The sequence below is a fragment of the Balneolaceae bacterium genome (genome assembly GCA_034521495.1).
Classification (GTDB): domain Bacteria; phylum Bacteroidota; class Rhodothermia; order Balneolales; family Balneolaceae; genus Rhodohalobacter.
The window spans coordinates 1-20,499 of the sequence record JAXHMK010000009.1 but is presented as its reverse complement, the minus strand read 5'-3'; the positions used below and the strand labels follow the sequence as shown (position 1 = coordinate 20,499).

The 20,499-nt window shown below is 41.9% G+C and carries 20 protein-coding genes and 1 pseudogene; 10 read left to right on the top strand and 11 right to left on the bottom strand.

The window, feature by feature from the left end; genetic code table 11:
• Nucleotides 1–300 precede the first annotated feature (300 nt).
• Together U5K72_05035 and U5K72_05030 are read right to left on the bottom strand one after the other, a co-directional pair.
• Nucleotides 301–1,509 carry a trypsin-like peptidase domain-containing protein gene (locus tag U5K72_05035; protein ID MDZ7718167.1) on the bottom strand — a complete coding sequence of 403 codons (1,209 nt, stop codon included), beginning with the start codon at nt 1,507–1,509 and terminating at the stop codon, nt 301–303.
• Nucleotides 1,487–2,479, bottom strand: a complete 993-nt coding sequence (locus tag U5K72_05030) for a bifunctional oligoribonuclease/PAP phosphatase NrnA (GenBank protein MDZ7718166.1) — start codon at nt 2,477–2,479, stop codon at nt 1,487–1,489. Before U5K72_05030 ends, U5K72_05035 begins: the two co-directional genes overlap by 23 nt.
• Before the next feature lie 259 nt (nt 2,480–2,738).
• On the opposite strand from U5K72_05030, the gene U5K72_05025 reads away from it, so the two are divergent.
• Both U5K72_05025 and U5K72_05020 read left to right on the top strand, forming a co-directional pair.
• On the top strand, nt 2,739–3,353 hold the full coding sequence (locus U5K72_05025; GenBank protein MDZ7718165.1) for a thiamine diphosphokinase: 615 nt from the start codon (nt 2,739–2,741) through the stop codon (nt 3,351–3,353).
• 11 nt (nt 3,354–3,364) lie between these two features.
• Nucleotides 3,365–4,765, top strand: coding sequence for a sodium:solute symporter family protein (locus U5K72_05020; GenBank protein MDZ7718164.1), 1,401 nt, complete (start codon nt 3,365–3,367; stop codon nt 4,763–4,765).
• Nucleotides 4,766–4,914: 149 nt separating this feature from the next.
• On the opposite strand, the gene U5K72_05015 is transcribed toward U5K72_05020, so the two are convergent.
• From U5K72_05015 to U5K72_04995, 5 genes are all read right to left on the bottom strand, one after another.
• Nucleotides 4,915–5,337, bottom strand: a complete 423-nt coding sequence (locus U5K72_05015; GenBank protein ID MDZ7718163.1) for a PIN domain-containing protein — start codon at nt 5,335–5,337, stop codon at nt 4,915–4,917.
• 305 nt (nt 5,338–5,642) lie between these two features.
• The gene (locus U5K72_05010; protein MDZ7718162.1) at nt 5,643–5,927 is read right to left on the bottom strand and encodes a hypothetical protein; all 285 of its coding nucleotides are present in this window, start codon (nt 5,925–5,927) and stop codon (nt 5,643–5,645) included.
• Nucleotides 5,927–6,349, bottom strand: a complete 423-nt coding sequence (tsaE, locus tag U5K72_05005; GenBank protein ID MDZ7718161.1) for a tRNA (adenosine(37)-N6)-threonylcarbamoyltransferase complex ATPase subunit type 1 TsaE — start codon at nt 6,347–6,349, stop codon at nt 5,927–5,929. The genes U5K72_05010 and tsaE overlap by 1 nt, the downstream gene beginning before the upstream one ends.
• A 4-nt stretch (nt 6,350–6,353) precedes the next feature.
• Nucleotides 6,354–7,901 carry a response regulator gene (locus U5K72_05000; GenBank protein ID MDZ7718160.1) on the bottom strand — a complete coding sequence of 516 codons (1,548 nt, stop codon included), beginning with the start codon at nt 7,899–7,901 and terminating at the stop codon, nt 6,354–6,356.
• A gap of 104 nt (nt 7,902–8,005) precedes the next feature.
• On the bottom strand, nt 8,006–8,530 hold the full coding sequence (locus U5K72_04995) for a helix-hairpin-helix domain-containing protein (protein MDZ7718159.1): 525 nt from the start codon (nt 8,528–8,530) through the stop codon (nt 8,006–8,008).
• A 131-nt stretch (nt 8,531–8,661) separates the two neighbouring features.
• Between U5K72_04995 and U5K72_04990 the strand changes: the two genes are divergently transcribed.
• On the top strand, nt 8,662–9,465 hold the full coding sequence (locus U5K72_04990) for an alpha/beta hydrolase (GenBank protein MDZ7718158.1): 804 nt from the start codon (nt 8,662–8,664) through the stop codon (nt 9,463–9,465).
• A 1-nt stretch (nt 9,466) separates the two neighbouring features.
• Here the strand turns inward: U5K72_04990 and U5K72_04985 are convergent, their stop codons facing one another.
• Nucleotides 9,467–9,637, bottom strand: a complete 171-nt coding sequence (locus U5K72_04985) for a hypothetical protein (GenBank protein MDZ7718157.1) — start codon at nt 9,635–9,637, stop codon at nt 9,467–9,469.
• Between the two features lie 162 nt (nt 9,638–9,799).
• Here U5K72_04985 and U5K72_04980 point away from each other — a divergent pair, with 162 nt between their 5' ends.
• The 4 genes from U5K72_04980 to U5K72_04965 all read left to right on the top strand — a co-directional run bounded on the left by U5K72_04980 (nt 9,800) and on the right by U5K72_04965 (nt 13,115).
• Nucleotides 9,800–10,537 (top strand): NYN domain-containing protein, encoded by a 738-nt coding sequence (locus U5K72_04980; protein ID MDZ7718156.1) that lies wholly within the window; start codon nt 9,800–9,802, stop codon nt 10,535–10,537.
• 337 nt (nt 10,538–10,874) lie between these two features.
• Complete coding sequence (locus tag U5K72_04975; GenBank protein MDZ7718155.1) at nt 10,875–12,275, top strand: S8 family serine peptidase; 1,401 nt, start codon at nt 10,875–10,877, stop codon at nt 12,273–12,275.
• 68 nt (nt 12,276–12,343) lie between these two features.
• Nucleotides 12,344–12,580 (top strand): hypothetical protein, encoded by a 237-nt coding sequence (locus U5K72_04970; GenBank protein MDZ7718154.1) that lies wholly within the window; start codon nt 12,344–12,346, stop codon nt 12,578–12,580.
• A 118-nt stretch (nt 12,581–12,698) separates the two neighbouring features.
• Nucleotides 12,699–13,115, top strand: a complete 417-nt coding sequence (locus tag U5K72_04965; protein ID MDZ7718153.1) for a TonB-dependent receptor plug domain-containing protein — start codon at nt 12,699–12,701, stop codon at nt 13,113–13,115.
• A gap of 327 nt (nt 13,116–13,442) precedes the next feature.
• On the opposite strand, the gene U5K72_04960 is transcribed toward U5K72_04965, so the two are convergent.
• Both U5K72_04960 and U5K72_04955 read right to left on the bottom strand, forming a co-directional pair.
• Nucleotides 13,443–13,802, bottom strand: a complete 360-nt coding sequence (locus U5K72_04960; protein ID MDZ7718152.1) for a hypothetical protein — start codon at nt 13,800–13,802, stop codon at nt 13,443–13,445.
• A 24-nt stretch (nt 13,803–13,826) separates the two neighbouring features.
• Nucleotides 13,827–14,018: pseudogene (locus tag U5K72_04955) on the bottom strand (flavodoxin reductase).
• Nucleotides 14,019–14,429: 411 nt separating this feature from the next.
• Between U5K72_04955 and U5K72_04950 the strand changes: the two are divergent.
• Both U5K72_04950 and U5K72_04945 read left to right on the top strand, forming a co-directional pair.
• Complete coding sequence (locus U5K72_04950; GenBank protein MDZ7718151.1) at nt 14,430–15,317, top strand: hypothetical protein; 888 nt, start codon at nt 14,430–14,432, stop codon at nt 15,315–15,317.
• Nucleotides 15,241–17,472 (top strand): T9SS type A sorting domain-containing protein, encoded by a 2,232-nt coding sequence (locus U5K72_04945; GenBank protein MDZ7718150.1) that lies wholly within the window; start codon nt 15,241–15,243, stop codon nt 17,470–17,472. The genes U5K72_04950 and U5K72_04945 overlap by 77 nt, the downstream gene beginning before the upstream one ends.
• 264 nt (nt 17,473–17,736) lie before the next feature.
• Here the strand turns inward: U5K72_04945 and U5K72_04940 are convergent, their stop codons facing one another.
• A complete protein-coding gene (locus U5K72_04940; GenBank protein ID MDZ7718149.1) occupies nt 17,737–18,192 on the bottom strand; it encodes a hypothetical protein in 456 nt (151 codons plus the stop codon).
• Between the two features lie 405 nt (nt 18,193–18,597).
• Between U5K72_04940 and U5K72_04935 the strand changes: the two genes are divergently transcribed.
• The coding region (locus U5K72_04935) for a family 10 glycosylhydrolase (protein ID MDZ7718148.1) at nt 18,598–20,499 on the top strand (1,902 nt) is incomplete at its 3' end.

The window sequence follows — 20,499 nt, the reverse complement described above, 5'->3', positions numbered from 1 at the left end:
ACTCCAGTACCCTTCCGTCACCATTTCCACTTCGCCTTGTTCACAACCAAATTTCTTAGTGAATAATCCGGATTAACTACGAAGAAAGCTTTTTTTCCAAAAATTTAAATTTTTCTGTAAGGTTTTCGGAAAATTCGGTTCATACAAGTGACTATTGATTAAGAAGGAGGTTATTTCCCTTCATCAATAGAGGGCATAAGAGATCAAGAGCTGTAAAAGTCGCGGAATGGTAATGAACCCGATTCCGCGGCTTTTTTTATTTTTTTAGCAAATCTACTGAGCAAGGGATCCGAAACGGAACTACTCAGCGGCAACCTTTTGGCGAAGTACCATTTCGGTTTTGTAGAGTTCCCCATCACGCAACAACTCCACATGCATGTGGTCGCCCTCCTCATATTCTCGCAGTAGTGCCATTGCATGCATTTTACTCGAAACGCGTTCTTCCCCTATTCGAACGATGACATCGCCCGGCATAATACCACATTCGTAGGCGGGCCCATTTCTATTTACACTTGTAACAAGCAGTCCGCTTACGTACGGAAGCCTGTAACGATAGACAAGTTGTTCGGTCATGGAGGTAAACTCCATTCCGGGATCGTAATCCAAAACTACACTGCCGCTTGTAAGCAGTTGGGAAATAATTTTTTCAACCCGGTTGCTTGGAATGGCAAATCCCAGGCCTACAAAACCGGAGCTGGTACCCCCGGTATAGATAAATGTATTGATACCGATCACTTCACCATTACTGTTTAACAACGGTCCGCCCGAATTCCCCCGGTTAATTGCTGCATCCGTCTGAATCATATCTATATACGTACGCGGGTTGTTGGGGTCGGGACGAAAATCACGATTTTTTGCACTGACAACTCCAACCGTTACCGTTGGCTTTCCATCATCAAACAAACCAAATGGATTTCCCAGCGCAATAGACCATTCACCAACCATGATCTCATCAGAATCACTAAACTCCACAAAAGGGAAAACATGGTCGGATTGAATACGAAGCAGGGCGATATCTGTCAGCTCATCGCTGCCGATCAACTCAGCATCGTACGACTCTCCCTCCGTTGTGGAAATGGTAATTTCATTAGGATTTCTTCCCACCACATGCTGATTTGTAACTACCAAACCATCCTCACTAATTAAAAATCCTGATCCCATACTGCTGTTATCCCGTGGTGGATTGCCAAAAAAGAAGCGGAAAAATTCCTCCTGGGCCGATTGATAATTTCTCGGAGAGGTTACTGCAATACTCACAACTGCAGGGCTGGCCTTTTCTACCGCATTTGTGATGGCATTGGAGCGGTTCACATCTACGGATTCAGAAATTTCCGGAGTATCATTTTCAGGTTCACTGATGATCTCTTCCGGTGAATTTTGCTCAAGGTAAGCAGCAGAAAACGGTTGTTCTTCTGAATTGCCGCTGCTTTCTGCCGTTTCATCCGGGTTTGAGCAACCCAGGAAAATCAATAAGAAAATAAGGCTGCTATAAAACAGTGGTCGTTTCAAGATCTTTAAGCTGTTTGGCTCCGATTTTAACAAGGTCTTCAATAGCTTTTTTTCGCGGCCCTTCGTGCCAGGCACCTGCCGCCTTTTTATGACCGCCACCTCCCAGTTCTTTGGCCCAAATATTTACATCCACATTACTTCTTGAGCGAAGACTGATACGTATGCCCTCATCATGAAAATCTTTGACAAGGATAGCCGCTTTAATATTTGCGATGCTCAAAGGATATTTAACAAACCCTTCACAATCGGCATTGGATGTGCCGGTTTCTTCAAGCATCTCTTTTGTAACGCTCATCACTGCAATTTGATTATCCTCAAAAAGCTGAATGGTTTCCAGTGCCATACTGAGAAGCTTCATTTGAGGAAGTGTTTTATTCGAATAGATCACTTCAATCACCTCGTTTGGCCGGAACTGGCCTCTGTCAAGAAGTTCTGAAACAATAGCTACTGTTCGCGGGGTAACACTTTCAAACTGCAGAGAGCCGGTATCTGTAATTATTCCGGTGTAAAGAGATTTAGCAGAGGCTTCATCTAACTGGGCAGGATCGTTCTCTTCATACAATCCGTAGATCAATTCGCAGGTCGAAGAGGCACTATCAACCGATATTGTTATATCAAACTCATCAGAGGGATTCGGGTGATGGTCAATCATAAAAATTGGCAACGATTTACCTTCAAGCCACTCCGCAACTTGTCCGAACCGGTGAAGTGCATTTCCATCTACCATCACAAGCAGATCACACTCAGCAAGCTTTTCCTCCGTTGGGTTCTCAATATCAACAGCTCTTGTCAGCCACTGCATATTCATTGGAATTTCATCTTCATTAAATGCAGTTACTTCAAACCCGTTTTTTTGCAACCACAAACTAAGTGCAACTTGCGAACCAATGCAATCTCCATCAGGACGAATATGCGAGAAGACCCCAATGTGGCTGTAATTCTTGATTTTTTTGATAAACTCAGAAAACATAATTTCTCAAACTTAATCCTTAATCACTATTTTTGGTGATGTTGACATGTACATTCACAGATGTTTGAACCTTTTTTGGATTATTAGCTACCTGGTGTAAGATTTTAAACCTGGAAATTCCTCCGGTCACATCGGCACGTTGTTTTTCAACGCATTAAACCAAATTTTTTAGAACGTTCAAAAATGAAGTTTCTTTGCATAGATAGCAAACATTTTTAATCAATGGATTCTTAACAGTTATTCATCTATTATCATTTACATGAAGGCAGTTATACTTTGCGATGGCGATATTCCAAAAAAAACAATAATCGAGCGAGAATTATTTGATGGAAATCTTCTAATTGCTGCAGATGGCGGGGCTAACCGGGCCATTGAATTGGGTATTCAGCCGGATGTCATCATCGGTGACCTGGATAGCTACAACGTTTCCGGTAATGAAGAGGCGCTTGTTATTAAAGACGAAGATCAGGAAACCAACGATCTTGAAAAAGCTCTCTCCCATGTATTACGAAAATCTGTGAGTGAGGTCACTGTTTTCGGCGCTACGGGAAAACGTCTCGATCATACCTTGAAAAATCTCTCTGTTCTTCTTCAGTACGATTCACATTTTAAGTCGATTGAGCTGATCGATAATTACACTACGATAAAAATTATCCAATCTCCTTTTCGGGAAACTTTTAAAATCGGCACCATGATCTCTCTCTTCCCTCTCTCCGGAAAAGTGGAAGGGATAACAACCAGGGGATTAAAATATCCTTTAAAGGATGAAGCGCTCGAAAACGGCATCCGTGACGGCAGTTCCAATGAAGCGGTGGAAGAAACGGTCGAAATTAAATTCAAAAAAGGAGACCTTCTTCTCCTTACGCATCATTAAATTCCAATTTCGTGTCTTCAGGTTTTACAATTTTCGATTGGTCTCTTATTGCTTTTTACTTCCTGTTTCTTATCTGGATTAGTTGGAAAAAGGAATGGAATTCGGAAGAGACAGAAGAACAGTTTCTGCTTAGCGGACGAAAGGTTACACTTCCAGCTTTTGTAGCTACACTTGTTTCTACTTGGTATGGAGGAATCCTGGGAGTTGGGGAATGGAGTTACCAATTTGGTATTTCACAATGGCTTATCCTGGGAGCACCATTTTATATTTTCTCAGCCATTTTTGCCGTATTCCTCGCCGGAAAAATTCGGCTGAACAAAGCCCTGACAATCCCTGAAGCTGTTGCCAACCAGTATAGTGAACGTGCGGGGCGCATTAGTGCCCTGCCCATTTTTATCCTGGTCAGCCCTGCCCCTTATATTCTAATGCTTGGCCTGATTTTCCAGTTTCTCATTGGCGGAGATGCCCCTTTTCTACTCTATGCCTCGCTGGTTGCCCTGTTCTCGGTTCTTTATATCATTATCGGGGGATTCGGCGCGGTTATCCGAACGGATATTTTGCAGGTCGTCCTCATGTTTGCCGGTTTTATCATTCTGCTGATTTTTGCCATTTCCGAATTTGGCGGATTTGGTATTCTTATAAATGAACTGCCAAGTGGGCATATGGATATCACCGGCGGCCATTCGCTGCAATATATTCTTGTGTGGTTTTTTATCGCACTGTGGACCTTTGTGGATCCCAGTTTTCATCAGCGGGCGGCAGCAGCGGAATCTCCTGAAACGGCTAAGAGAGGAATTTTTTGGTCCATTGCGTTTTGGGTTGCCTTTGATTTCCTGACCTGTTTTGCCGGCATGTATGCGTTTGCCATTTTGGGTGAAGGGCTTGATCAACCCGTTTTAGCTTATCCTCTTTTAGCCGATCAAATTCTGCCCGTTGGTTTGAAGGGGATCTTCTTTCTCTCTCTTTTAGCAACGATCATGTCTACGTTGGATAGCTATCTTTTCATCTCAGGACAAACCCTTGGGCGAGACTATCTTGTTAAATATTTCCCAAATATTCGGCCGAATCTGTTAACCCGGATTGGAATTTTGGTTTCGGCAATTATTGGTATCATCCTGATTATTATCTATCCAAGTGTGATTGATCTGTGGTATGTCATCGGGTCGGTATTTATTCCCGGATTGTTGATCCCGGTTCTGGGAATCTATCTAAAACCATTCCAGTTTCCAGCCAGAATCGTTTATGCGTCAATCATTGGTTGTACATTGGTCTCTCTGACCTGGCTGATTTTAGGAACCGTTATTCCACAGCCGCAAAGCGGGTATGCATTTTATGGTCTTGAGCCTTTCTATCCCGGACTCTTTTTAGCGATTCTGCTTTGGGTTTATGGGCGATTTAGGATGAGTGATTAAATCTCCCTTCGAAGGGAGACAGAATTTCTCAATTGTTCTTGAGAAATTCAGAGGGATGTTAGATGGGAGCTAAATGAAGAATTCATATGCCATCCCCTCCTTGATCAATCCTTGCTTGCTCTTCCCTTTCAAAGTAGAACCTTCATGACTTAAACAAATGGATTGAGAATTTGGAGCGAGTATATTTTTTGTTTGTGCTGTAGGTCTTCTGAGTAGAGAATATTACATGATGCTTCGATAGCGGCGGCAATAATCAGAGAATCATAAAAAGAGTATTGCCATCTTTCATGTATATCAAAAGCTGAATACACCAAATCTTTGCTTGAATACACTTCCCACATCTGATCAAGAACTGAATCAACATACTGTCGGCAATCTTTTATGGATAATGGAGTCTCAAATTTTCGAGTTGATACATTTATAAATTCCTGAACAACTTGATAACTGATAACACCTTGATTCTGAATGAGCCCATCTGTAATTAACTTCTTTGCAGTCTTCTGTTTCTGGGGATCACTTACATCAAAGGAATAAACTATGATATTAGTATCAAGAAAATATCTATCGCTCATTCAATTCATCCCGAGTAAATGACCGGCCTGGCTTTGCATAACTAAACTTTGAAAGGATAGCTTCAATCTCTTCCTCTCTTTCACCCCGAGATGCATACCTTTCCAACCACTCTCTAAACCTTTTATTCAAAGATGTGTTTTCCTTTCGGGCTTTATCCCGAGCTTTTTGAATCAAAGATTCGTCCGCTGAAAATGTAATATTCTTCATAATAATTTAGTGTACACGATTTTCGTGTATTTTACATAAATAATACTTTATCAGCAAAAAAATCATTAAAGATTACTCCTTGAAGGGTGCAGAGAATTTATGTCGATTTGAGCAAATGCCCCAAATTCAACTTATGGATGGGAATAATATATTTGTTGGAAAAAACATCTTTTTGGATTCCAAGTAATCCGGTTCCGCGAAAATCTACAACACAAAAATTTCCCTCGGCACTCACTACTTCACCTATACCGTAATACTCCGGCGATGGGCCGTAATACACCAGGTCACCCAACTGTACAATATTCGTTGCCCGCCGGTGGTAGGGATAGATAACCGGAAGAAGATCTAATCGGTAAGAGAGTCGCCGGTTTTGTGTTGCCATTATAAATTATTGTTGAAACTAATCTCGCGTTTATTCTTTCCAGTGATGCTAAAGGTAACATGCTTTGAGGTAGGTGGCAATATCTCTGTAATCCGATTCGGCCACTCGATTACGCAAACGCCGTCGCCATATAAATATTCTTCTGCTCCAATTTCAAGAGCTTCCTCAACATGCTCAAGACGGTAACAATCAAAATGGTAAACCGGTAGTTCTCCATCGTACTCATTAATGAGGGTAAACGTAGGCGAAGAGACAACATCACCCGAAAGTCCCAACCCCTGTACAAAACCTCGTACAAAATGAGTTTTTCCGGCTCCAAGATTTCCCTCCAGGCAGATGACATCCCCCCGTTCCACAGTTTGAGCAAATTTCTTCGCAATACGAATCGTCTCTTCAGGACTGCAGCTTTGAACCGTTTTCATTTTATCATTCGCGGGGTTTCATCGTTGCAACGGGCAAAATCATCTCCTCCATCGATGCACCTCCGTGCTGAAATGTATCCCGATAGCGATTTTGAAATTTGTTGTAATTGGTGGGATACACAAAGTAGTAATCCTCTTTAGCGATGATATAAGAATTTGCGGGAGGCTCCACGGGCAACTGGTAGGTGTGGGGTTTATCGATATAAATAGCGGCACTGTCCTGCGCCCGGAGATTTCGGCCATATTTGTAACGTAAGTTCGTCGCAGCATCACGATCTCCAAATACTTTTGTATCACGCATAGCCCGAATGGATCCATGGTCTGTGGAAACCACAACAGTTACATCTTCCCTGGCCAGTTCTTTAAACATTCTGAGGAGAGATGAGTGTTGAAACCAGGTTTCAGTAAGCGATCTGAACGCAGAAACATCGGGGGCAAGCTGTTTTAAAACTTCAGAATCGGACCGGCTGTGAACCAGTGTATCCACAAAATTATAAATAATCGTTGAAAACTGTGTCTGTGTATAATTCGAAATCTTATCCACAATTCTATTTCCATCTTCCGGGTTGATGATCTTCTCGTATTTCACCTGTTCAGGCAGCCCGTTTCGATTTAAGTATCTTTTCAGCAAGACCTCCTCATGTCGGTTGAGTGAACTCTCTTCCTGCCCCATCTCCCACAGATCGGGATATCGGCGTTGAATTTCCAGCGGGTATAAACCGGAAAAAATTGCATTCCGTGAAAATGGCGTTGCCGTTGGAAGAATCGAATAATAAAAATCTGTATTGATAGTAAAATATTCATTCAGCATACTCTGAAATAGCAGCCACTGATCGTAGCGCATACAGTCAATCAGGAAAAAAACTACGGTTTTATTCTCCTTCAACAGGGGAAAGACTTTCCATTCAAGCAGGTTTGGGCTTAAGACCGGGTGCTCATTATCCTGTGTTTTCAGCCAACCACGGTATTCCATTTTTATAAATTTACCAAATGCCTGGTTTGCCTGCTGAAACTGATCCTGCAGAACCTGTTGCAGTCCTTCATCACCCGCTTCAAGATTCAACTCCCAATGTGTAAGTTGTTTATAAATATCGATCCACTCCTGCCAGCTTGTATCCTCACTAAATTTAGCAGATAGTTTTTTAAAACTTTTCAGATACGTTTGAGCAGCCTTCTCATTTTGAATTCTTCGTTTATCAAGAATTCGTTTAATAGTGAGAAGAATCTGGTTTGGATTTACGGGTTTAATCAGGTAATCGGAGATTTTATTCCCGATCGCATCCTCCATAATCGATTCCTCTTCGCTCTTGGTAATCATTACAACAGGCAGTGAAGGTTGTAGCTGCTGGATCTGTTCAAGAGTGGCAAGGCCGTCCATTCCGGGCATCTGTTCATCAAGGAAAACAATGTCGAACGTACGAGACTTAATCAAAGAGATAGCATCCCTGCCGTTGGTGACAGGGGTAACCTCAAACCCTTTATTTTGGAGAAAGATGATGTGAGATTTTAGCTGGTCAATCTCATCATCAGCCCATAAAATTTTATTAGACATCTGAACCCTGATTACTTCTTTTATTTGTTTGATTTAAAAAATAGGGAAACAGGGTCGGTTTAAAAATAAGATCCACATGTTTTTAATACTTTTTTATCATCTGTTTAAAGAGTGATTAACGGCTTGATTCGGGCCAATCTTTTATCACCAATTCCTTTAATTTCAAGCAATTGATCTTTGGATGTGAACGATCCATTTTCTTTTCTCCAATTGATAATCCGCTCTGCATAGGCCGGCCCCACACCCGGTAGTTCCTGGAGGCGTTCATTGGTAGCCGTATTGATATTAATAATTTCAGCAACTTCATTTTTCTCATCTGTTTGTTGAGTTGTATCCGACAAATTTATTGATGGACTCTCCTCATTTCTGACGGAGATCGAAACGGGCAGATCACGACCTGGCTGATATCGGGCCAGAATTCGTTCCTCTTCCTGTTCGATCTGCTCACTTTTCTCTTTAAAAACTTTTTCAAGTTTGGCATACTCTTTTTCGCTGTAATTAGCATATGGTTTGCTAAAAGTGAGCGCTCCACTCAGTATCACTAATAAAATCAGTAGTGCAGAAATTGCAATTCTTTCGCTTCTTTTGATCTCGAGTTTTTCGAGTAAGAAAAATATTCTTCTCTTCATAAATCTTCCCTTTTTTTAAAATCCAGCGGTTCTATATTTGTTTTTAATAACTTGTTCTAACTGTCCAAACCAATAGAGGTTCTTTATATTTATGAACCTGATTTTTTAAATCCCTTACAAGATTAGTGCGAATGGACCCAAATTTTTTTGATTCTGAGAAAGGAAGACTGGCATGGTACTCAACTGGAAACGGTAAATCAGTTCTGCTTTTGCATGGCTGGGGGAGCGACTCAAAAGTAATGATGCCGATGGCAAAACAGCTGCAGGATATCAGAGCAAGTTATCTTGTTGACTTTCCCGGATTTGGAAACTCACCTGAACCAAATTCACCCTGGCGTGTTGATGATTTTGTTGATCTTATAGAAGAGTTTATCAAAAACATTCTTCCAGATGAGTCGATTGACCTAATTGTGCACTCTTTCGGAGCTCGTGTTGCCCTGAAATTGTTAACCCGGCCAACGGTCTCTTCAAAAATAGATAAAGTGGTTTTTACAGGTGCGGCCGGATTGAAACCTAAGCGGACCACTAATTATTATCTGAAAAAATACACTGCAAAAACATTGAAACTTCCGTTTACCCTGTTGCCTAAACAGTACCGGGAGAAAGGACTTACTAAGTTACGACAAACTTCTCTCTGGAAAAGTCTTGGCTCTTCCGACTATCAAAAATTATCCGGGGTGATGAGAGAGACGTTTGTTGCATGCGTAAATGAGCACCTGGATCAACTGGTTCCGCAAGTTAAACATGAGATACTCTTAATTTGGGGAGAGAATGATACAGCAACACCCCTATATCAGGGAAAGCAATTTGAAGCGTTGTTGAAACGGAGTGCTCTCGTTGAAATAGACGGGGCCGGTCATTACGCTTTTTTGGACAAACCAAAACAGTTCGCCTCTATATTGCGTGCTTATTTTGAACCAGGTGAGAACAGCTGATTTAGACCTTCAGTTTATAACTGGTACATGGGCCTTCTTCTTTGCCGTTTTTTTCGCAATCTTCTCTTTTCTCAAAGCCTTCAGTGGCATGAGCGAGAATGTCACCTTTTTTATTGGTTCGCCGCCATCTCCATTCTCCTTTCACGTCCTGATAAATTTCACACTTAGGCATACTATATTGATTTAATTAAAAACTTACGTACTTAAAAGGACTTCATTTTTTCATCCAGAATCAACAATTTATTACTTATTCACTGTAAAACCGATGAAAAATATTATCTTGTGATTCAGTATAATTTAATAAAATAAGCCGAGAAAGAATCAAATCATTCCAATGGATACAGGTTCTACACAAAAACTTGCCATTCTGATCGATGCCGATAACGCCCAGCCATCTATCACAGAAAATTTACTTGCAGAAGTTGCCAAATACGGAACTGCAAATGTAAAACGAATTTATGGAGACTGGACGCAGCCCCAGCTTCGGGGATGGAAAGAGGTTTTACTTGAACACTCTATTCAGCCCATACAGCAATTTGGATATACCCGGGGTAAAAATGCAACAGACAGTGCCCTGATCATTGATGCAATGGACTTGCTTTATACAGACAAATTCGATGGATTTTGCCTTGTTTCCAGCGACAGCGATTTTACCAAACTTGCAGCTCGTATTCGGGAGGCCGGCCTTGTAGTCTATGGATTCGGTGAAAAGAAAACACCCGATCCATTCGTTGCTGCCTGCGATAAATTTATTTACACGGAGGTATTAGCAGAAGAGGATGATGATAAACAGCAGAGAAAAAAACGTCCCGCAAAAGATTTAAAACAAGATACAAAGCTTGTTAACCTGGTAAGAAATGCCATCGAAGCATCTTCCGATGAGAGCGGATGGGCGCACCTGGCACCGGTAGGCAGTTATATTGCAAAACAGTCTCCGGGTTTTGATCCCCGAAATTACGGGTATAAAAAACTTGGAGAATTGATAGATGCCATCGGACTTTTTGAAATGGAAGAGAGAAAAGTTGGGGATGGACATTCCAAAGTGATCTATGTAAAAGACAAACGAAAGTAATTTTATTTATTCAGAGCATACCGGTTTTTTTCTATTCATACCTCTTCGCAAAATAAATTTTTAAAAAAATTGTAAGGTTTTCGGTTTATCCGGTTCATACATATAAACAGATTAAAATTTATTAATATTTGATTTGATTTTATTCAGATCAATTCGGTATTTAGGTTTACGCGATTTTTAAATAGTACCGGACTGTTTTAATTCTACTAAGGCTTTTCAAACGGGATACAACTCACAAAAACTTGGGATAATTCTGTGTAATTGATCGCTCAATTATCCAGAGGGCGGAATCCGAAAAGCCGACAGAGTAGGAAAAAAATAAACAGGAGATAAACCAATGAATCAGAAAAAAAGAAAGAGATACTTGGTTACATATGCGGATCAGGACATAGATTCGTCTAAAGCAAGCAGTATACTTGGTGTAACAAAAAGCAAAACCAAAGAGGGCGTCTCGTTTATGGAGACCGACTCCACCCCTAAAAAAGATGATGTCCTTCACTTTTCAAAACTTGGAATCAGTTCTATTGAACTGGACGATGAGGAACATTCCAAACTGGCAAAAAAGAAAGAAGTATTAGCTGTTGAGGAGGATACAGAAGTTCATATTCTTGAGCTCTCGGCAGAAGAAGAGCAACTGGAACGATTCAACAGCTCCATCAGCGAAGCCGGTTACGACACAAATGGTTCGTACGACGAAGGTTACCGAAATGCCATGATGGACCTTTTCTCATCGATGCTTCAAATGGGAACAAGAGAACAAACTTCTGGAAGTGGAGGATATGGACCGGTTTTACCAGTACCCCGAAACCCAATTCTAAGACCCATTCCAAGAAAACCATTCCCCTGGAGACCACCCGTATTGCGAAAGCAACCGGTACCCTGGAATATCAGCATGATCAATGCACCCGCAGCGTGGAACAGGGGCTACAAGGGAAGTGGCGTGAAAGTTGCCGTTCTTGATACGGGAATCGCGAATCATAACGACCTTACCATATCGGGCGGTGCATCTTTTGTAAGTGGTGTATCCAGTTACGACGACGGGCACAGCCACGGTACGCACTGTGCAGGAATCATCGGTGCCAGGAACAATTTTATCGGCGTGGTTGGAGTTGCCCCTTTGTGCAGTCTCTATGCCGTAAAAGTGCTTTCAGACTCTGGCAGCGGGTACTCATCATGGGTTATTGCAGGCATGGACTGGTGTATTCAAAATGATATACAGGTTGCGAGTATGAGTCTGGGTAGTTCAACAGCCCCAAGTACGGCCTATGCCAATGCGGTTAGAAAGTGCCAGGAAGCTGGTGTAACTGTTGTTACATCTGCCGGAAACTCAGGAAACAGCAGTTCCTTCCCCTGGGTAGGTTCACCGGCTAATGCTTACCAGAGATCGAACTCTAATGCAAGTCCGATTGCAGTTGGTGCTGTTAATCAAAGCAGTAACATAGCCAGCTTTTCATCACGTGACGGAGATCATTCCGAGTGGAATCGGGTTACCGTAGTAGCTCCCGGAGTTGACGTCAATTCCACTGTGTTGAATAATGGTTATGACGAAAAAACCGGAACCAGTATGGCATGTCCTCACGTAGCCGGTCTTGCTGCACTTCTTTATGAGAAGTATCCGGGTATCAGCCCCATAAATGTTGAACGCAGAATTACGGCATCAGCATCAGATCTTGGTGCTGCCGGATTCGATGAACCACACGGTTATGGTTTGATAAACTGTGACCTGGCAACAGCGTAGCTATAAACATAAATCGGTAAGGTGCCCGTTACCTATGGGCACCTTACTTTTCTGTAATCCAAATTGATATGAAAAATATTCAAACCGATCTTGAAAATGCTATTCGCAAGTATCCTGAAAAATCGTACAGAGTACTTATCGTAACTAAAGAGGGAACGAATGCAGATGATCTAAAACTTGAACAAGCCAATAAGTTGATGGACAATATTCTTTCGGCTGAGTTGAAAGGCTCAAAAATTCTCTCACTTGCAGAGCACAAATCAGTTCAATCTATTGAATTGGACGAAGAGGTGAGAATTACTTGATAATATTTGAACAAAATTAAAATACTTTTCATTAAGACGTACCTCAATTGTAGCATCACTTGCGAGAAGGCAAATACAGTATTACTATACATATATATGAGATATTAATATTAAGATCATGAAATACTTCATCCCTCTCCTTTCCATTACAGTTTTGCTTCTCTTTACAGGCTGTGCCAGTACTGGTTCATATTCTTCCAACAACTCTCAGCAAGCCGGAACCGAAATTATGGTTGACAATCCTAATCTTGGACTCGATATCTACCTGCGCCGGCTGAGTGGCGTGAGAGTTCAGGGATCGGGGCGTGCGGCAACGATCTCCATTCGCGGCTCATCATCTACTTTCCTGCAATCAGATACGCGTCCTTTATTTGTAATTGATGGTGTTCGAGCCGGCAGAAGTTTTTCAAATATTTATACGATGCTAAATATGCAAAATGTCAAGGCTGTTCGTGTGATCAAATTATCGAAAGCCACTATGTTGTATGGGCATGAGGGAAGGAACGGAGTTATAGAGATCACCAGCAGAGGCTGATAACTATCTGGTTTGCGCCAATTAACTACAGTGTCAGGATGATTCATCCAGGAATTTTGTCATACAAAGTACCCTTTTTGGCAGTGCAGTACGCTACAATCACACCGCGAGTGAGCTTATTGATTGCTTTCCTAAATCTACTTCAGAGATCCCGGCTCTTTTGGATGGGGATGTTGTTTCTGCTCTATCGGCAATAGTTGCAGATCATAAAACCGACAGATGATGCCGATCTATTCGGATCTTTGCCGATGGACAAATCTACATTGAGATCTGTTTTTGGAAATAATGCACTTATTTCAAATCCAGTGGAATACGATGATCAAACAATTACTCTTCAAATACGAGACTATCCGGATTGGCGCCTAACTCTTTCAGATATTTCATCATATTTTCATTGAAAGCCATAGGACCACAAACGTAAAACGGCTGGTCAAAATCATCAATCTGTTCGGCCAAGAAATCTTTGTCAATAAAACCATCCAGGAATGTATGGTCCTCTGCATCTTTATCAGTCAGAACGGATATAAAATCATTACCGAGCATCTCTTCGAACTCCTCCTGGAGGATTACATCATTGGAGCTCTTGTTGGAAAAAATCAAACGGTTTCCTTTCAACTTCCCTTTTTTGTGCAGATCTCTGAATATGGCAATAAACGGTGTTACACCGGCTCCGCCAGCCAAAAACACACCGGGGCCATTATACTGGATGGTTCCCCACGGGTCATCAATAATAAATTCGTCACCAACTTCCAGTTTACCGATTTGATTAGTTACACCATCGTGATCTTCATAGATCTTGATAACAAACTCCAGCTCTGGATCTTCATTCAATGAGGTAAATGTAAACGGTCGTTTTTCATCTTTCCATCCCTCTTTATTGATGGAAACCTCCGTTGCCTGGCCGGGTGTAAAGGAGTAGCCATCCGGTTTTTCAAATGTGAATTATTTAACGTCGTGTGTTACTTGCTCGATGGATGTTATTTCTACTGTATAACTCATTTTTGTCTATTATTTAAACTCATTGTTCGCATTTAAAAAACCACAGCATTGATAAATCGTTCCACATCTGATAGAACCTGTTTCTTAAAATAAATTTAGAATCAATCATTAATTAGAATTATCTATCAGAGGGCTTTGCAAAACCGTGGTTATTGGTCAATCTGAACTCAATTCAGATTCTCCATTCGCCTTTATAGCCAGTATCTGGAGATCCTGAATCAAGTTCAGGATGACGGTCAGAGTTTTGCAAAGCCTTCTATCATCATTCTGTTGAATTCATATATTCTGAATGAACATCACTAAAAAATTTATCGGATGAAAAAGATCTATTTAGGCTGTTTGCTTCTACTTTATTTTACTCCAACAGCTATGGGACAAATTATTACTGATGTTCCGGAAAATAAGTCCAACAATCGATTTCTGAATGACGCATCAGTTATTTCGATGCGCCCGGGGCTTTCTATTTCAGGCTTTTCGAATGAGGGGGAACGCGGACTGGGACTACAGCAGATTTTAAACGAGGCGATGGATTCAAAAAATAGTTCAGCTTATCTGTCAGTATCGCAGATTCTGGAGAAGGCGAAAGACCCAATCTCTTTGAATCCTGATGTGGGCCAGATTGAATACACCACCAATATATTGCAATACCTGGCTTTCGAAACGCTGGCATCTCTCGTATTAGAACAAAACGGGATCGATTCTGAGCAGTCTAAGAATACTTACGGCCTTACTATAGGCGAGCACTCAATGGTGATTGATAAATTGACGAATGCCATTAATTCTCTAACATCAAATGATAAATTGGTTCGAAAATTACCGGGAGATCAACCGTTTGATGACTACCTGAATGCTATCCGCTCCTTTAATAATATGGCACGAGCGCTGGATCTCTACTTGGCCACAGAAAATGCGTACCAACATTATGGACTGGATGATTCTTCGCTCCTTACAGAACAGGAAAAAACAGATTTGATGAATCGCTTCAGGGCTGATATTGATATTCTTTTTAATAATGGTTTAAAAAGAGAGTATGGTGTGGGCGGCCTTTTTACAGTAACGGAGGATCATCTTGAAGCCGGGAATCGCCCTATGAAGGGATATTTTGCCCTCGCTTATGCATCCATGAGTGCCCAAACTGCAACACAGGAAGAGCTGGGACACCCTGGACGATTATATTTCAACTGCCCGAAGAAAAGCCAGTGAGCCATCAGATGACCAGAGGGGACGATATTGGATGTATCAAACCGCAAACGGCAGCCGGTTTTGGGCGGAAGGCCCGTTCTATTTGGATTTTGTATTGAAGGACGCCATCATCTTCTGGCACGCTATTCGTATTAATGAAGATCTTGATGAGTCGTTCGATCCCTTTTTTAATGATTGGTTTCTGAATCCCGTCCGATGGCTGGCCGATCTTTCAACCCCTGATGGTTCCCTGCCAGCACTTGATGACAGCAACAAGCGGCCCATCCAAGCCGCCAATTTACTACGTTGGAGCGGCGAGTATGGAGACGAACAAGTTGGCAGAATGTTTACAACAATTTTTGATAATCTCTCCGAACACCATAGTGAAACAGAAAATGAAGACCAGTTTTACCTGGTTGAAGCGGCAATTCCAATCAACAATAGCAGTAGTTCTGACATTGAATCTCTTACAAACCCCGAAGATCAGCAATTCATCATTCGGCATACGGATACATCAAACCAACAGCACTATCTTGCGCTGGTGGGCGAAAAAGGGAAATCAATCACCAGCGGCGAAGGTCACGAACAACCCGATCAACTGCAATTGCTCTACTATTTGGATGAATTTTCATTTCTCACGGATGGAGGTTACGACAGTGGGAATCCTCAAACCAACAGCACTTGGAACGGATACCTCTACACGAATACCATGCAGTATGATGCATCCGATATCGAAACTACGTTCGATTTTGTAACCTACCAGAATGAGGGCGGGCTTGAAAGTCCATTTGCTTCCATTACCGAGACAAGGAAAGTAAGCGTTCACAATGAAGCGGACATTGATTATCAAAATCCGGCTCAAAATGTGGAACTGATATCTGGTCAGGTTGAATTGAATTTTGACTCTCCTTCGGGTTCTTCTTCTACCTACAACCGTTCCATTATATTTGTGAAGGGAGAGAACCCCTACCTGATCGACATCAATGATATTGCAGCCGTTTCGGGTCGTAATGACTTTGTGATGCGATACTACGGCAACAGCGATCAATCTGATACTGAAAACGGTTGGTTCCTTTGGGATTTTTCAGCTCAGCCATTTACAAGTCCTTCCCATCGACTTTTTTTGTATACAGTTCCTCTTTTCGGAAATTATGATGAGGAGATTGAAACAGTTCAGATACAGGAAGCTCAAAATCGGGTTGATGGAGAAAAAATGCCATATCCAGTAATAAGAAAATCATATCTCAGCGACCAGGAATCCAACCGATTTACAACGGCAAGTATTCTGAATATTCTTGAAGACACACCATCTTCTGAGCCTGAATTTGTATCAAATTCAGGAGATTTGAGTTATATCACATACCGAGTTGACCCGGAAACGATCGACCTGTTCGTTTTTGCGGCTGATACAACTGAAAATAATCGCTCACTAAACATTCAATCCGGACCACTAAGTGAAATTGAAATTGCCCTCCTGGCAAATCAAACCATCGGGTTTTCAAGATTCAGAATGGATGGTGATAGCTGGATGCAGGATTCTGATTATACGGTACATCTGCAATCCAGTACCGCACCTGATGCGCCCAAAAATCTCTCCGTTTCTATAGAAGAACGAGCTGCAGGACCCGCAGCTGTTTTAAGCTGGAATGAGCCCGGGGGGGATATCGCTTTTTATGAAATCTGGAAACAGTTGAGGGCCCGCTCCGATCAATCCGAACAACCCGTTGAATTAATTGGCACATCAGAAACCAACAGCTACGCGGACGCCTCGATTACCAATCTGCCGTCCGGTGAATTTGACCAGCGCTGGTTTGTAAAAGCCGTGAACTCTGACTCGTTGACTTCAGCACCATCTAATTACACCGAATGGATCTACTTCGACCAATCGGCTACACCAGACGAGTTCAAGCTGTATAACCCCTTTCCAAACCCTATGCGGGAGGCCGGGAATGTACGATATCAACTTGCAGAAGAGGCCGATGTAACCCTTCAACTTTTTGATCTCCTGGGTCGTAAAATTAAATTGATCCTTAGCGATTCGCAGTCTGCTGGTACCTTTACTAAAGAATGGAATTCTGGTGGTTTATCGTCGGGAATATACATTCTGCGGTTAACTGTCACGCCTGAAGCTGGGTCTGCCTATCAAAAAAGTGTCAGGGTAAGTGTGATCAAATAATGGACTCTCCTTATTGGAATTTATTGTAACTGTTTAGCGGTTTGTGGCACTTTAGATTACATCTGATAGATTTCGGAAAGTAAGATTACAAAAAGGCCTTAGATAATGGAAAAGGTATCTATTACCGTCTGCTACAGCTGACTTGGAAATAAGGAAAAAGTAATTGGTTTAACCACATTTAAGTCAAAAGATAGGCCGAGAATCCCGAATGTGATTTAAAAATCAGTTATTTGATCATCTTGATGAATAATCAAAATCAATCTATTATGAATTTTTATTGGCATCCTCCGGCCTCTCTATCCTGATCGTAATTTCATTACTTACTAACTCCTCATTATTAGCCAGAATAGATGGATAGATTTCAATCCATGATGAAGAACTTCCAAATCTAAAGCAGAAGTCAAATTCAAGTGATTGTCCAACGACTTCAAAGTCATCTTCAAAAATATTTTCACCTTCCGTACCGCTTTCAAATAAAATGTCGAACTCAATTCCACTAATATCTACTCCTGAACTTGAATCAAAGTTCAATACAAATTGAAACCGTGTGGCTGAAGCACCCGAATCAATGTCGCATCCATTTAATTGAACAACAGAATATGAACTGTCAGTAATTTCGATGAATGAACTTTCAGAACTGGTTGAATCCTTGCATGATGTCACTATTAGTGTTAGCAGAAAAATTGTTATGGTAAGAATTCGCAAATAATTAGATCTCATAATTTAATTCCTTTTTCTAAGTCTCTCTGGCATTAAAAAGGTTGGAGTAGAAAAGTTTTTGAATATCTAAATCAATCATCTCCATCCTATCTCTAATAACTAATGCGAAATATTATTATCAGTTCTGTCACACATATTTGTTGGAAACTTCATTTTTAAAATGATTGGATCTTTATGCAATACGTTTCTATTTGATCCACGAATATTGAGAGAACAATCCTGCTGCCCCCGCTAATTCTTGAACCTTCCCTTTTCTGATAGAATCATCTGAAATGGCGCAGAGATATTTTTGATTATGAATATTTATCCCCGTGGTTACTCCGTTCGCAAAAAAACCTTATCATTTGGTCAATAATTTTTGATATTTCAACCCAATAAAAACTTCATCAAATGATATCAGGGCTTTTGAAGATTCGTTTATTTCTTCTGTTACCAATTCTATGGCTGACTATACTAAGTTGTCGGTCCACCGAATCTATCGTTGAGGAACAACAACCACCAGAGATTGAAAAACCATCGGTTCAGCAGGTTGACGGTCTCAAACCAAACCGTGAATTTCGGGCCATTTGGGTGGCTACTGTTGCAAATATCGACTGGCCTTCTGAGCCCGGCCTGCCCGTGGACAGACAGAAAGAAGAGATGATTGACATCCTGGATCGTGCTGCTGCATTGAATTTCAACGCCATCATTTTCCAGGTTCGTCCTGCGGCTGATGCTCTCTACCCCTCACCCCATGAACCCTGGTCGTACTACCTGACCGGGAAAATGGGACAACCGCCATTGCCTGCATATGATCCGCTTGAGTTTGCTGTAACAGAAGCTCATAAACGGGGAATGGAATTACACGCCTGGTTCAATCCCTATCGTGCCGGCCATCCTTCAGATAAATCAGAAATTTCGCCCGATCATATCAGCAAAATTCAACCCGATTGGGTTCATGAATATGGCGATTATCTTTGGCTCGATCCCGGCATTCCTGAGGTTCGTCAGCATACAATCGATGTCATTTTAGATGTGGTTGAGCGCTATGATATCGACGGCGTGCATTTTGACGATTATTTCTATCCCTATCCCTCCTACGCTGATGGAGCCGATTTTCCGGATACCGAAAGCTGGCAAAGAGCCGTTGAAAAGGGTACCACACTCTCCCGGAAAGACTGGCGGCGAAGTAATGTGGATACATTGATGAGAGAACTGTCTGAAGAGATCAAACAAGTAAAACCTCACGTAAAATTTGGGATCAGTCCGTTTGGAATCTGGCGGCCGGGTTATCCTGAGTATACTACCGGATTCGATGCTTACAATGAACTCTATGCCGATGCCCGGCTCTGGCTGAAGGAGGGCTGGGTGGATTATTTTACACCTCAGATCTATTATCGTCTGGATCAGGTTGGGCAGCCGTTTCCCATCATGCTGGATTGGTGGGTGGAGCAGAACGATTACAACCGGCATATCTGGCCGGGACTGTTTACTAGCCGAATTTTATCATCATGGCCGGCGAATGAAATCACCGGCCAATTATATACATCACGGGCATTTCCGAATGTAACCGGTGCCGTTCACTTCAGCATGAAAACGTTCATGGAAAACCCCGATGATTTCAACCAAATTCTTGCCGCCGGGCCGAATGCATATCCATCACTGATTCCTGCATCCCCCTGGATCTCAACAACTGTTCCGGATGCACCGGCGGTTACATTTCACGATTTTAACTCTTACTGGTCGCTAACTCTTCAACCACAAAATGGAGATGATATTCAATGGTGGCTTGTGAGAACAAAATTAAATGGGCAATGGGAAGTGGAATACTATCCCGCTTTTCATCGTGAGATCGATTTTTTTGGAGGAGAAGGGATGAAGCGTCCGTCCGATATTGTCGTTTCCGGGGTAAATCGTGCGGGAGTAGAGGGTGAGCTTTCTGAGCCGATCAAAACAGAAGTTATTGAATCAGCCATAAGGGATTCTGCCAGGCTTCCTGAAAATGTAATAAAACGAGAGGATTGGGCTGAGCATGAACCGTTAGGGTATGATGCCAATGCCGTGCGCAGAAACCTGATGCACGGAGATACACTTCAATTCCGTGACTTCAGCCTTGTCTTTTCACGAATGTTGAAATCAACTCCATATCCCGGGCACTTCATGGGTATCTCTTCTGAGAAGAAAGATAGTACGGAGATCAACGAAAGGGTTACCGTTCAGCTCTATCGAAATGGTGTATCTGAGCAGTTTTTTCTTCAGCCTGGCGAAGCGATGAACTGGTACGGTTATCATGTTGGTCTGATCGATACAAATTTCGACAGCGGCATG

Coding starts and splice junctions, on each gene's coding strand:
- U5K72_04970 (MDZ7718154.1), top strand. CDS start 12,344: ATGAAAAATATTCAAACCGATCTTGAAAATGCTATTCGCAAGTATCCT.
- U5K72_05000 (MDZ7718160.1), bottom strand. CDS start 7,901: ATGTCTAATAAAATTTTATGGGCTGATGATGAGATTGACCAGCTAAAA.
- U5K72_05010 (MDZ7718162.1), bottom strand. CDS start 5,927: ATGGCAACACAAAACCGGCGACTCTCTTACCGATTAGATCTTCTTCCG.
- tsaE (MDZ7718161.1), bottom strand. CDS start 6,349: ATGAAAACGGTTCAAAGCTGCAGTCCTGAAGAGACGATTCGTATTGCG.
- U5K72_04980 (MDZ7718156.1), top strand. CDS start 9,800: ATGGATACAGGTTCTACACAAAAACTTGCCATTCTGATCGATGCCGAT.
- U5K72_04940 (MDZ7718149.1), bottom strand. CDS start 18,192: ATGAGATCTAATTATTTGCGAATTCTTACCATAACAATTTTTCTGCTA.
- U5K72_05015 (MDZ7718163.1), bottom strand. CDS start 5,337: ATGAGCGATAGATATTTTCTTGATACTAATATCATAGTTTATTCCTTT.
- U5K72_05025 (MDZ7718165.1), top strand. CDS start 2,739: ATGAAGGCAGTTATACTTTGCGATGGCGATATTCCAAAAAAAACAATA.
- U5K72_04975 (MDZ7718155.1), top strand. CDS start 10,875: ATGAATCAGAAAAAAAGAAAGAGATACTTGGTTACATATGCGGATCAG.
- U5K72_04985 (MDZ7718157.1), bottom strand. CDS start 9,637: ATGCCTAAGTGTGAAATTTATCAGGACGTGAAAGGAGAATGGAGATGG.
- U5K72_04950 (MDZ7718151.1), top strand. CDS start 14,430: ATGAAAAAGATCTATTTAGGCTGTTTGCTTCTACTTTATTTTACTCCA.
- U5K72_04965 (MDZ7718153.1), top strand. CDS start 12,699: ATGAAATACTTCATCCCTCTCCTTTCCATTACAGTTTTGCTTCTCTTT.
- U5K72_04990 (MDZ7718158.1), top strand. CDS start 8,662: ATGGACCCAAATTTTTTTGATTCTGAGAAAGGAAGACTGGCATGGTAC.
- U5K72_05030 (MDZ7718166.1), bottom strand. CDS start 2,479: ATGTTTTCTGAGTTTATCAAAAAAATCAAGAATTACAGCCACATTGGG.
- U5K72_04995 (MDZ7718159.1), bottom strand. CDS start 8,530: ATGAAGAGAAGAATATTTTTCTTACTCGAAAAACTCGAGATCAAAAGA.